Consider the following 12505-nt stretch of genomic DNA (forward strand, 5'->3'; position numbering starts at 1 on the left):
ATGGCACGCGGTGATGGAAAGCTTTCCCACGATCTCATGCCCGGCGAAAAAGGTCCGCAGGATGCCTGCGGAGTTTTCGGCGTCTGGGCCCCCGGCGAAGAGGTAGCGAAGCTTACCTATTACGGGCTGTACGCCCTGCAGCACCGCGGACAGGAGTCCGCGGGCATTGCCACGAGTGATGGCAAAAGAATCAGTGTCTACAAGGACATGGGCCTGGTGTCCCAGGTCTTTGACGAGACAACCCTCAATACCCTCACCGGATACATTGCGGTGGGGCATTGCCGGTATTCCACTACGGGCGCCTCGCAGTGGGCCAATGCGCAGCCCACTCTCGGAGCCACCGCCAGCGGCACGGTGGCTCTGGCCCACAACGGGAACCTGACCAATTCCGCCGAACTGTACGAGCGGATCGTTGAACGCGAGGGCCACCCCCGTTCGGGCGAGATTGCCCAGGGCAACACATCGGACACAGCCCTGGTCACGGCCCTCCTCAACGGCTCGGACGGACGCTCCCTGGAAGCCACGGCACTGGAACTGCTGCCTCAGCTGCGCGGAGCGTTTTCCTTTGTCTTCATGGATGAAGGCACGCTCTACGCCGCCCGCGACACGTACGGCGTGCGCCCGCTGGTCCTGGGACGGCTGAGCCGCGGCTGGGTGGTGGCCTCCGAAGGTTCCGCCCTGGCCACCGTTGGCGCCAGCTTCATCCGGGAAATCAAGCCCGGTGAATTCATCGCGATAGATGAAGACGGCATCCGGAGCACGATGTTCGGCGAACCCACCCCCGCCGGCTGCGTGTTCGAGTACGTCTACCTTGCCCGGCCCGACGCCGTCATCAGCGGCCGGTCCGTCTACGAGAGCCGGGTGGAGATGGGCCGCCAGCTGGCCCGTGAGCATCCGGTGGAAGCCGACATCGTGATTCCGGTGCCGGAATCCGGAACCCCTGCGGCCGTGGGGTACGCAGAAGAATCGGGAATTCCCTTTGCCCACGGGTTCGTCAAGAACTCCTACGTGGGCCGCACCTTCATCCAGCCCAGCCAGACACTCCGCCAGCTGGGCATCAAGCTCAAGCTCAACGCCCTGGAATCCGTCATCCGCGGCAAGCGTGTGGTGGTGGTGGATGATTCCATCGTCCGGGGCAACACCCAGCGGGCCATTGTGCGGATGCTTCGCGAGGTGGGTGCCGCCGAAGTACATGTGAAGATCTCCTCCCCTCCGGTCCAGTGGCCGTGCTTCTACGGGATCGACTTCGCTTCCCGGGCGGAACTGATCGCCAACGGTGCTGCGGTGGAGGAAATCTGCGCCTCCGTGGGCGCGGACACCCTGGCGTACATCTCCCAAGACGGAATGATCGGCGCCACCCAGCAGCCGCGCGAGCGCCTCTGCACTGCGTGCTTCACCGGCGTCTACCCCATTGAGCTGCCCTCGGCGGACAAACTCGGCAAGTCCTTGCTGGAAACCGCTGCCCCGGCCAACCCTGCCGAGGACAGCAGTGCCAACGGCTGCGACCCGGGCCCTGATTCCGAGTATGAGAACCTCCTCACCGAGTCCGACAAGAAGGAAGCCGTATGAGCTCGTCCAACACCGCCATCACCTATGCCTCTGCAGGCGTTGATGTTGAGGCCGGAGACAAAGCCGTTGAACTGATGAAGTCGGCAGTCAAGGCCACCCACAACTCCTCCGTCCTGGGCGGGGTGGGCGGTTTCGCCGGCCTCTACGATGTGTCCCGGCTCCTGACCTACAAGAAGCCGCTGCTGGCAACCTCCACCGACGGCGTGGGCACCAAGGTGGCCATTGCGCAGGCCCTGGACATCCACGACACCATTGGTTTTGATCTGGTGGGCATGGTGGTGGATGACATTGTGGTGGTGGGTGCCGAGCCGCTGTTCATGACCGATTACATCGCCTGCGGCAAAGTGGTTCCGGAGCGTATCGCCGATATTGTGCGCGGCATCGCGGCAGCGTGCGAGGTGGCAGGGACCGCGCTGGTGGGCGGCGAAACCGCCGAGCACCCCGGGCTGCTGGGCGAACACGAGTACGACGTCGCCGGTGCCGCCACGGGTGTGGTGGAAGCCGCCAACCTGCTGGGTCCCGAACGGGTGCGGAACGGCGACGTGGTGATCGCCATGGCGTCCTCGGGCCTTCATTCCAACGGTTACTCCCTGGTCCGCAGAGTCATCAATCATGCCGGCTGGCAGCTGGAGCGCCAGGTCAGCGAACTGGGACGCACGCTGGGTGAAGAGCTGCTGGAACCGACACGGGTTTATGCAGCCGACTGCCTGGACCTGGCCCGTCTGGAAGCCGCCGGAGTCCACGGGTTCAGCCATGTCACCGGAGGCGGCCTGGCAGCCAACCTGGCGCGCGTACTGCCCAAGGGACTCGAAGCCACAGTGGACCGTTCCACCTGGGAACTGCCGCCCATCTTCAAGCTGGTGGCCGAGCTGGGCAACGTTCCGCAGCCGGATCTTGAGCGCACGCTCAACCTCGGAGTGGGCATGGTGGCAATCGTCGATGCTGCCGGAGCGGATGCAGCCGTTGCCCGGCTGACAGAGCGCGGAGTTCCGGCCTGGGTGATGGGCACCGTGGGCGCTGCGGGCTCCGTACAGCCCGGCCCGGACTACGTTCAGGGCGCCAAGGGCGTTGACGGCGGAGCCGTCCGGCTCGTGGGAAATTACGCCGTCTAACCAAAGCGTCCGCTTCCCTCAGCGTCCTGTGCAAAGGGTGCCCATCGGCTTCGATGGGCACCCTTTTCCGTGCTGAAGATACGGCCTTGAGCAGTAAACGTGTCTTAACGGCCTTCAGCGGATCAACCCGGGGGTGATCCGCTGAAGGATAGCAATTGGCCGACGCTTTGAAGAGCCGCTTTAGCCGGTGCGGCGGGAAGTACCTTCATCGTCGTCATCGTCGCCAAATTGATCCGCGTACTTGTCTTCGTACGCCGAGTAGTCCGGCTCAGCCGGCTCCTCGGGATATCGACTCGATGGACGGCTCGTTGGTCCCGCAAGCTCACGCTGCAGTGCCGAGTAGTCCGTGGCCGGGGTGAAGTACTTCATTTCCCGGGCCTGCTTGGTTGCTTTTGCCTTTTGACGGCCGCGCCCCATGGCGTGACCCCCTTTTTGCGTCGATCCGGAGGTGGTCGCTCTGAGCAAATGAGCGAGGCCCCGGAATATTTGGTCAATTTGTCGTAAGTACAGGTTACATGTTTTCCGGGCACCTTGGTGCCCGCCTCGCCTTATAAGGCACTCGAAGCTACCCGATTGTTCACAGCCCGTGAAAGCCCCGGCCCTGCGGTCCTCCGGCAAGACTGGGTAAAGTCAGGGGTAGAGACCAATTCGGGGCCGCAGAAGGCCGTCTGCAGGGAGGAATGACGTTCACCATGAGCGATAAAAACAGCACACCGGAGAACCGTCCCTCTCCTGCGCACGAAGCTTCGACACCCGCGGCAAAAGCCACTCCGGAGCCGTCACAGGAAGCGGAGGAGGCGGCTGCGGTTCTGCCCGATCTTGAAGCCCACGCAGAGCCGCCGCAGTGGCTCACGGGCGACCAGGGCCACGACAGCGAGCTGTGGTCCACAGCCTTTGACGGCCAGGCGGAGAACCCCGCCGGCCCGCAGGATGAGCCCGCCCATACGGCAGCGGAACCCGAGCTGACCGATGACGTCACTTTGGCGGAGCCGGCACTGGAGAGCCCGGACATCAGCGCCGATGCCGCGGAGGCCTCCTCCCTCGCTGACGCCGAGGACGAGGTCAAGGCCGTGGAGGCCGAAGCCGCAGATGCAGCCGTTCTGACCGATCCGGCGGCGAATCACCCGGCCGCCCTGACTGCCGGCCAGCCCGGGGCGGCGAAGGCCTCCCGCCCGGAGAGTGCAAAAGACGATGCCGGCGCTGCTGAGAAGCCAGCCGCCGCACCGGCTCCGGAGTCGCGCCGCTCCCACCGGAATCCAGAACAGCCCGCGGGAGCCGGCAGCAACAGCACGGGCAATGGCACCAGCGACGGCGGGAACACGAAGCGGGTCCTGATCATCCTCGGCATACTGGGCATCCTTGCCGTCCTCGTGGTACTGCTTTTTACGGTGGTGCTCCAACCGGAAAAGGCTCCCGGAGTCGTGGAAGAAAACGTGGAACCTCTGGATCTGTCGGCAGGCGACTGCCTGCAGGGATTTGAGGCGTTCGACCAGCCCGTCACCGTGGTGACCTGCGAGACGCCGCATAATGCTCAGTTGGTGGCAACTGACTCTTATCCGGAGGATGACGACTTTCCCGGCTCCGAGGCCCTTTCGGCCAAGGCCACAGAGGTCTGCTCCCAGGTGCAGTACTCAGAGGCGCTGACCGCCAACCCCGATTTGAAGCTGCAGGAAACCAAAGTGGTTCCCACCGAAGACTCCTGGGATGACGGGGACCGCCGGGTCGACTGCTTTGTGGTCTCCAGCGGCGACCAGGACCTGACAGCCTCCCTGCTCCAGGAATAGAAGCGGGGAGGCTGTCAGGGAGAAGGCTGCTGCCGCCTAGGCGGCTTCCACCGTCAGCCCCGCCGGTTCAGCCACCAGCTCTTCGCCGTCCACGCTCATACTGCCCTCGGGGCGGTCCACCAGCACAGTGTCACCGTCGGAGATCTTGCCGGCCAAAATGCCCTTGGCCAGTTTGTCTCCGATCTCGCGCTGCACCAGACGGCGCAGCGGGCGGGCACCGTACGCGGGATCGTAACCCGTCAGCGCCAGCCATTCCCGGGCCGCATCGGTGACGTCGAGAACGAGCCGGCGTTCATGCAGCCTGTTCGCCAGCGCCTGCACCTGGATGTCCACGATCTTGGAGAGGTCCTCCAGGCTCAGCGGATCAAAGAGGATGACGTCGTCGAGCCGGTTCAGGAACTCAGGCTTGAAGTTGGCGTTGACCATGGACATCACCGACTCCTGCTTCTGTTCTTCGGTCAGGCCCGGATCCACCAGGAACTGCGAGCCGAGGTTGGACGTCAGGATGAGGATGACGTTCCGGAAGTCCACCGTGCGGCCCTGGCCGTCGGTGAGCCGGCCGTCGTCGAGCACCTGGAGCAGGATGTCGAAGACTTCCGGGTGGGCCTTTTCCACCTCGTCGAGCAGGATCACCGAGTACGGCCGGCGGCGGACCGCTTCGGTCAGCTGGCCGCCCTCCTCGTAACCCACGTAACCCGGAGGAGCACCCACCAGCCGCGAGACCGAGTGCTTCTCCGAGTACTCGGACATGTCAATGCGCACCATCGAGCGCTCGTCATCAAAGAGGAATTCCGCCAGGGCCTTGGCCAGCTCCGTCTTGCCCACGCCCGTGGGGCCGAGGAAGAGGAAGGAACCGGTGGGACGGTCCGGGTCACTCACACCGGCACGGGACCGGCGGACGGCATCGGACACGGCGTTGACCGCCTTGGTCTGCCCGATCAGGCGCGAGCCGATGTTCGCCTCCATGTCCAGCAGCTTTTGGGATTCACCCTGGAGCATGCGCCCGGCCGGTACCCCGGTCCAGGCCGAAACGACCTCGGCAATGTCGTCGGCAGTGACTTCCTCCGACACCATCAGCTCATGCGTTTCCTCGCCGAATTTGCTTTCCTCCGCCTGCTGAGCTGCTTCCAGCTCCTTCTGGAGAGCGGGGAGCTCCCCGTAGAGGATGCGGGAAGCCTCGGTGAGGTCTCCGTCGCGCTGGAACTTTTCCGCCTCGCTGCGCAGCTCGTCGATCTGCGCCTTGATGTCACCCACCCGGTTGAGGCCGGCCTTTTCCGCTTCCCAGCGGGCGTTCAGCGCAGCCAGCTGTTCCTTCTTATTGGCCATGTCTTCGCGCAGGACTTCCAGCCGCTCAACCGAGGCGGCGTCCGTTTCATTGGCGAGCGCCAGTTCCTCCATGGTCAGCCGGTCCACTGCCCGGCGCAATTCATCGATCTCCTCCGGGGCGGAGTCAATCTCCATGCGCAGCCGCGACGCGGCTTCATCCACCAGGTCAATGGCCTTGTCCGGGAGCTGACGGCCGGTGATGTACCGGTTGGACAGGGTGGCAGCCGCCACCAGGGCAGAGTCCGCAATGGCCACCTTGTGATGGGCCTCGTAGCGTTCCTTCAGGCCGCGCAGGATGCCGATCGTGTCCGGCACGCTGGGCTCGCCGACGTACACCTGCTGGAACCGCCGCTCCAGCGCTGCGTCCTTCTCGATGTTCTCCCGGTATTCGTCCAGGGTGGTGGCGCCGATCAGGCGCAGCTCTCCACGCGCCAGCATGGGCTTAAGCATGTTGCCCGCATCCATGGAACCCTCCGCCGCGCCGGCTCCCACCACGGTGTGCAGCTCATCGATGAAGGTGACAATCTGGCCTTCGGCGTTGGAGATTTCCTCCAGCACGGCTTTGAACCGTTCCTCGAATTCGCCCCGGTACTTGGCACCGGCCACCATGGACCCCAGGTCAAGGGACAGCAGGGTCTTGCCGTTCAGGCTTTCGGGCACATCGCCGGCCACAATGCGCTGGGCAAGGCCTTCGACGACGGCGGTCTTTCCAACTCCCGGTTCGCCAATCAGGACGGGGTTGTTCTTGGTGCGGCGGCTGAGCACCTGGATCACCCGCCGGATTTCCGCGTCGCGGCCGATCACGGGGTCCAGTTTGCCGCTGCGTGCCATCTCGGTCAGGTCAGTGCTGAACTTTTCCAGTGCCTGGAAGGTGTTCTCCGGATCGGCTGTAGTCACTTTTCGGTCTCCTCGTACGGATGGAAGGGCGGCCCGCAGGGCATCGTGGCCGGCGCCGTTGTCCCGCAGGGCCTTGCCTGCAGGCCCGCTGTCCAGGGACAGCCCCAGCAGAAGGTGCTCGGTGGACACGTAGGCGTCGCCGAGCTGTTCGGCTTCCTGCTGCGCCGCGTTAATCACCTGCAGCAGCGGACGCGAAAACTGCGGCTGCGCCACGGATGAGCCGGAGGACGAGGGCAGGGCATGGATGGCGTTGCTGGCGGCGACGCTTACGGTGTCCGGATTGCCTCCCGCGGCCTTGAGCAGGGCAACCGCAACCCCCTGCCGCTGGTCCATGAGTGCCTTCAGCGCGTGGGCCGGCTCGATCTGGGGGTTGCCCGCCGTGGTGGCGTTCATGGCAGCTGCCTGCAGCGCCTCTTGGCTCTTGTTGGTGAATTTGGTGTCCACTACGGGCTCCTTCCAAGCTCAAACTGATCATTCAGCTCCCGGAAGGATGGCAAAGAAGAAGATCACCCGACCGGACGCAACAAACTTGAGTGTATTCCGCTCAACTTAGTCTGTAAAGTTATCCACAGCTTCTGGCGGGACGTTTGCATCAATTCGAACGGTGCCGGCAGAGAGCGGGCAACCGGGGTCGAATACGGGTGTGCAGGGATCAGGCCGGAGCCGCCTCAGAGCCGTGTCAGGATGTGGGCCGGGTCCGGATCAGGAAGGTCCCGGAGCTGCTTCGTGTTCGTGGTCCCAGTGAGCCTTGGCCCCTTCCCACTGAGCGTTGCGCGTCTCATACAGTTCACGGCGGTCCCCTTCCAGCGACGTCCAGCCGATAATTCCCAGCGCCTCGTCGGGTTCGGTGCCGCCCAGATAGTCGATGAGGCTGTCGAGGAAAAACTCCCATCCGGGCCCTGCAGCCCATTCGCCTGATTTCGCGTCAATCAGAACGAAGCCTGGCCGGATCGAGGCATACTTCAGCTCGGCCACGGTCCGGGCATTATCAGCCGTCAGATGGATTTCCAGTTCCGCCGAGTGGCCGCCCGGACGTTTCACTGACACGGTCAACAGCCGCGGAGGGTCACACCGCAGGATCTCCCCCCGCGTTCCGTCTGGAAGTTCATAGGATCCGCCGCGTCGCAGGTCCCCCTCCGGCCGTCCAATGTAGCGTTCCAAAGAATCCGGATCTGAGATGGCGGACCAGACCTCTTCAATCGGATAATGGATGGGCCGGGTCAGCACCATCATGAGGGCGTGGCCTGCCTGGATCTGCCGCCGGCCGAAAGTGCGCTCGGTGGATGCGGTCGCGAAGTCCGGTTCGGACATGTTTTCCACTCCTCTGTAGAACAGCAACCGGCCGCCGGTTCCGGGTCCTCCGGCAGCAGTCAAGGCCGGTGGGCCGTCAGCAGGAATCAGCGGAAGCGGGTTGGGCGCCGAGGCCGCGGACGGCCTGTTTTGCAAAACGGTAGCAGGGAAAACCAGCGGTGGACAGGGTCCGGCGCAGTCGCGGCAGCACCGTCCGGCCGTGACCGGAGCCATACAAATAGTGGTGCTGATCAGGCTTTTGATAAATTCGAAATGTCCTCCGCAGCCGCTCAGCCGTCCGCTGTCACGGGTCCTGCCGTGACGAAAAGTGCGGGCTGGTGCGTTGCCGGAACACCAACGCTTTTGGCTGCCGGAGTACTGCAACTCCACAGCAACCTGAAGGATTGTCCCCAATGAGAAAACTTGCGGAGCCGGAGCCTGCGGAAGCCGCTGAGCTGCGGACCCGCGTTAACAAGACAGTCTTCATAGGCTCGGCCGCCGGTGTCCTGTCCATTGCCCTGTGGGCCATGCTGGCCACGGACAACGCTGAGTCAGTCATCGGTTCCATGGTGCGCTGGGTCTCCGTCAACATGGGCTGGTACTACTTCCTGGTGGTCAGTCTGGCCCTCATATTTGTCCTGGTGACAGCGTTGACCCGCGTGGGCAAAACCAAGCTCGGCCCGGACCATTCCAAACCCCACTTCAGCATGTTCACCTGGGCCGCCATGCTGTTCGCGGCCGGCATCGGCATTGACCTGATGTTCTTCTCCGTCTCCGAGCCGGTCTCCCAGTACCTTGCTCCGCCGGCCGGCGACGGCGGCACCGCGGAAGCGGCGCGGCAGGCACTGGTGCTGACCCTGTTTCACTACGGCATTACCGGCTGGGCGCTGTATGCACTGATGGGCCTGGCGCTGGGCTACTTCGCGTACCGGCACAACCTGCCCCTCAGCATCCGGTCCGCGCTGCACCCCATCTTCGGAAAGAAGATCGACGGGCCGCTGGGACACGGGGTGGACATCGCTGCCCTCCTGGGCACCATCTTCGGCATCGCCACCTCGCTGGGCATCGGCGTCGTGCAGTTGAACTACGGGCTGAGCACCATGTTCGGCCTGCCGGAAAACCTGACGGTCCAAATCTCCCTGATTGTCCTGTCGGTTCTCATGGCTACCATCTCCACGGTCTCAGGCGTGGAAAAGGGAATCCGCCGGCTCTCGGAGCTCAACGTAATCCTTGCCGTTGGACTCATGCTTTTTGTCCTGATAGCCGGCCGGACCAGCTTCCTGCTGGACGGCATTGTCCAGAACACCGGCGACGTCCTCAGCAGCTTCCCGTCCATGACCATGGACACCATGGCCTATGACCGCCCGGATGACTGGCTGAGTTCCTGGACCCTGTTCTTCTGGGCCTGGTGGATTGCCTGGGCACCGTTCGTGGGGCTGTTCCTGGCCCGGATTTCACGCGGCAGGACCATCCGCGAATTTGTCCTGGGCACCATGATTGTCCCGTTTGCCTTCATCCTGCTGTGGATCTCCATCTTCGGCAATTCCGCCCTGGACCTGGTCATGGGCGGCAACGCCGCCTTCGGGGATACGGCCATGAACCAGCCCGAGCGGGCCTTTTACGGGCTGCTCGAACAGTATCCGTGGGCACCGGCGACGGCTGCCATCGCCACTTTCACCGGCCTGCTGTTCTATGTGACCTCCGCGGACTCCGGTGCACTGGTGATGGCGAACTTCACCTCACACCTGAAGGACGCAGACTCCGACGGACCGAAGTGGCTGCGCATCTTCTGGTCCGTGGCCACCGGGCTGCTCACCCTGGCCATGCTCATGGTGGGCGGGGTAACCACGTTGCAGAACGCCACCATCATCATGGGGCTGCCCTTGTCCATCCTGCTGCTGTTCATCATGCTGGGCGTCTACAAGGCACTGCGGGTGGAGAACTCGCTGACGGACAGTTACCGGGCCTCCCTGCCGAGCATCATCGCCGGACGCAGCATGGATGCCCGCGGCGGGCGCAGCTGGCGCCAGCGGCTTTCGCGCGTGATGACCTATCCGGGGCCGCGGCAGGCGGCACGCTTCATCCAGGATGTGGCACGGCCCGCCCTGCAGGAGGTCCATGACGAGCTGAGGGAGCGCGGCGCCGACGCCGTCCTCTGCGAAGGCGAGGTGGCCCCGTACGGCATCCACCATCTGGATCTGCAGGTGGGCATGGCCGAAGAACGGGGTTTCAAGTACCAGATTTACCCCGTGCAGTGTGACACCCCGTCCTATGCCCACAACGCATCGGCGGACAGCAAGTATTTCCGCCTGGAGGTGTTCTCCCTTGAGGGCAGCCACGGTTATGACCTCATGGGCTACACCAAGGAACAGGTCATCACCGATGTCCTGGACCACTATGAGACTCATTTGGAGTTCCTGCACCTGAACCGGGAAGTACCCGGCAACACGTCGATTGCGGAGGACCAGGCAACAAAAGACAACTGGGAGTCGGATTTTGCCGGCGGAGCAGGACGCGCCTGACCAGGTGGGCGTCGCATCATCCCGATCACGGACCGGGTAGATTGTGCGAATGGGGAAAAACCACAAGCTCACATCTGTTTTGGCCGTATCGGCCCTGGCGCTGACGCTGATGTCCTGTTCGGAGCAAAAGTCCTCCCCCGACGACGCCGCGGCTGCCCTGGCCGAGGGTCTGGCCAAGGCGGACGTTGCGGCGTCGGCCTTTACCTCGGGAACCCCCGCACAGGTGAACACCGAACTGGAGACACTGCTGGCAGGCATGGGCACAGTCCGCCCCGCTGTCACCGTGGCCGGGATCGAGGAAGACTCCGAGAACGAAGACGCCGCCACCGCCCGCCTGGCCTACGCCTGGGACGTGAACATGGACTCGGAGCCGGACTGGCAGTACGAGACCACTGCGGATTTGCAGCGCGGGGAAGACGATGCCTGGCTTGTCCAGTGGGCTCCGTCCGTGTTCTTTGACTCCCTTGCCGACGGCGACCGCTTAGTCCGCACCACGTTCCGCGGGATTCGCGCCGACATCCTGGACCGCAACGGCCAGCCCCTGATGAGCTCCCGGCCGGTACTGCGGATCGGCATCAACAAGCCGGATGTGTCCGCGGAACAGCAGGCCTCCTCCGCCGCCGCGCTGGCCGCACTCGCCGGCCTGGATCCGGCCGCGTACACGGCCCAGGTTGAAGCGGCCGGCCCGGAAGCCTTCGTTGAAGCGATCGTCCAGCGCCAGGAAGCCGACGGCCCCACCACTCCCGAAGCGCTGGCCGCCATTCCGGGTGCCGTGACATTTCCCGATACCCGCACGCTCGCTCCCACCCGGACCTTTGCCCGCGCCCTGCTCGGCACCGTGGGCGAGGCCACCGCTGAGGTGATTGAGAAGTCAGACGGCAAGCTTTCACCCGGCGACCAGACCGGACTCTCCGGGCTGCAGCAGCAGTATGACGATCAGCTGCAGGGCAGTCCCGGCGTGGCAGTCAGCATCGAACATCCCACCGGCGTCACCCCGGTTTTTGACCTTCACCCGGGAACGAACGGCGTTCCCCTGCAAACCACCCTTGATCCGCGGCTGCAGACACTGGCGGAGGACGTCCTGGCTCAGGAGCCTTCGGCGTCCGCGATCGTGGCCGTCCAGCCCTCCACCGGCGACGTTCTCGCCGTCGCCAACGGCCCCGGCAGCGAGGGCCAGCAAACCGCGCTCCTGGGCCAGTACCCGCCCGGCTCCACCTTTAAGATTGCAACCTCGCTCGCCCTGCTCCGCCAGGGGAACACCCCGGATACCGCCCTGTCCTGCGCGGAAGAAGTCAGCGTTGACGGACGAAAGTTCAACAATGCGAGCAGTTATCCGGCGGCGTTCGTGGGCAACATCCCGCTCCGTGACGCCTTTGCGCAGTCCTGCAACACCGCTTTCATCAATGCCCGGGACACCATTCCGCAGGACGCACTGGCGGCTGCCGCCGCGGATCTGGGCATTGGGGTCCCCGCGTCGATGGGCGTGGAGGCCTTCTTCGGGTCCGTGCCGGAGAAGGCAGACGGCACAGCCCATGCAGCCTCCATGATCGGGCAGGGCGAAATCCTGGTTTCCCCGCTAACCCTGGCCATCGCCGCCGCATCAGTGGGCAAGGGAGAACGGGTGACGCCTCGTCTGGTCACCCCGGCGGCAGCAACCGAGGCAGACGGCGGGGCGGCAACACCGTCTGCGACCGTCTCCCCCGAGCCGACCGCCATAGCCGACGCGGGCTCACTCACCGCCGCCGAGGCGGGTACGCTGCGCGAGCTCATGCGCGGGGTGGTCACCGACGGCGGCGCAAAGATGCTGCTGGACGTACCGGGTGAACCGGTGCTGGCCAAGACCGGCACCGCGGAGTTCGGCAGTGAGACGCCGCCGCGCACACACGCCTGGGTCGTTTCCCTGCAGGGCGACCTGGCAGTGGCGGTCTTCGTGGCCGAGGGCGAACTGGGCTCCACTTCCGGCGGACCGCTGATGAAGGCCTTCCTGGAAGGCGTCGCCGGATAG

8 protein-coding genes are annotated in these 12505 nt (G+C 64.5%); 5 read left to right on the forward strand and 3 right to left on the reverse strand.

The features are described from left to right. Both purF and purM read left to right on the forward strand, forming a co-directional pair. Nucleotides 1-1569, forward strand: coding sequence for an amidophosphoribosyltransferase (gene purF, locus AC4D2Q_RS03405; RefSeq protein ID WP_490944962.1), 1569 nt, complete (start codon nt 1-3; stop codon nt 1567-1569). Next, nucleotides 1566-2681, forward strand: a complete 1116-nt coding sequence (gene purM, locus AC4D2Q_RS03410) for a phosphoribosylformylglycinamidine cyclo-ligase (RefSeq protein ID WP_490926203.1) — start codon at nt 1566-1568, stop codon at nt 2679-2681. Before purF ends, purM begins: the two co-directional genes overlap by 4 nt. Before the next feature lie 180 nt (nt 2682-2861). Here the strand turns inward: purM and AC4D2Q_RS03415 are convergent, their stop codons facing one another. Then, on the reverse strand, nt 2862-3098 hold the full coding sequence (locus AC4D2Q_RS03415) for a DUF3073 domain-containing protein (protein WP_104102792.1): 237 nt from the start codon (nt 3096-3098) through the stop codon (nt 2862-2864). A gap of 275 nt (nt 3099-3373) precedes the next feature. Here AC4D2Q_RS03415 and AC4D2Q_RS03420 point away from each other — a divergent pair, with 275 nt between their 5' ends. After that, the gene (locus tag AC4D2Q_RS03420; RefSeq protein ID WP_490944963.1) at nt 3374-4465 is read left to right on the forward strand and encodes a septum formation family protein; all 1092 of its coding nucleotides are present in this window, start codon (nt 3374-3376) and stop codon (nt 4463-4465) included. A gap of 36 nt (nt 4466-4501) precedes the next feature. On the opposite strand, the gene clpB is transcribed toward AC4D2Q_RS03420, so the two are convergent. Together clpB and AC4D2Q_RS03430 are read right to left on the reverse strand one after the other, a co-directional pair. Further along, on the reverse strand, nt 4502-7132 hold the full coding sequence (gene clpB / locus AC4D2Q_RS03425) for an ATP-dependent chaperone ClpB (protein ID WP_490926201.1): 2631 nt from the start codon (nt 7130-7132) through the stop codon (nt 4502-4504). Between the two features lie 258 nt (nt 7133-7390). Beyond that, complete coding sequence (locus AC4D2Q_RS03430) at nt 7391-7999, reverse strand: SRPBCC domain-containing protein (protein ID WP_490944964.1); 609 nt, start codon at nt 7997-7999, stop codon at nt 7391-7393. Between the two features lie 392 nt (nt 8000-8391). On the opposite strand from AC4D2Q_RS03430, the gene betT reads away from it, so the two are divergent. Together betT and AC4D2Q_RS03440 are read left to right on the forward strand one after the other, a co-directional pair. After that, nucleotides 8392-10500, forward strand: a complete 2109-nt coding sequence (betT, locus tag AC4D2Q_RS03435) for a choline BCCT transporter BetT (RefSeq protein ID WP_490944965.1) — start codon at nt 8392-8394, stop codon at nt 10498-10500. A 49-nt stretch (nt 10501-10549) separates the two neighbouring features. After that, nucleotides 10550-12505 (forward strand): penicillin-binding transpeptidase domain-containing protein, encoded by a 1956-nt coding sequence (locus AC4D2Q_RS03440; RefSeq protein WP_490944967.1) that lies wholly within the window; start codon nt 10550-10552, stop codon nt 12503-12505.

The organism is Arthrobacter sp. TJ-178 (assembly GCF_058269275.1).